Annotated in this window: 1 protein-coding gene; it reads right to left on the minus strand. The window is 57.9% G+C overall.

What is annotated here, in order from left to right; translation table 11 throughout:
- Window positions 1–67: 67 nt before the first annotated feature.
- The coding region (locus KK062_RS30360; protein ID WP_254088127.1) for a DoxX family protein at window positions 68–266 on the minus strand (199 nt) is incomplete at its 5' end.

Raw genomic sequence — 266 nt, forward strand, 5'->3', positions numbered from 1 at the left:
ATACATGAAAGAACCAGGCGCTGCCTGGTTCGGGGTTGATCGATGATGATATGCTGGTATTACGTCGTTACCGCGGCTGTACATGAAGCTTGCGCGCGGTCGGCCGGAGGTACCACGACAGCACGATCAGCGCGACAAAGATGCTTTGCCATACGACGCCGCCTATGCCGTCGCCGCTGGCGAGGTGTGATACAACGGCGCCGGTCATGACAAAGAAGAATCCGGCATAGGCCCATTCCTTGATCAGTGGCCAGCCTGGAGCAAGG

Origin of the sequence: Dawidia cretensis, assembly GCF_018598175.1 — a bacterium.
Taxonomy (GTDB): Bacteria; Bacteroidota; Bacteroidia; order Cytophagales; family Cyclobacteriaceae; genus Ohtaekwangia; species Ohtaekwangia cretensis.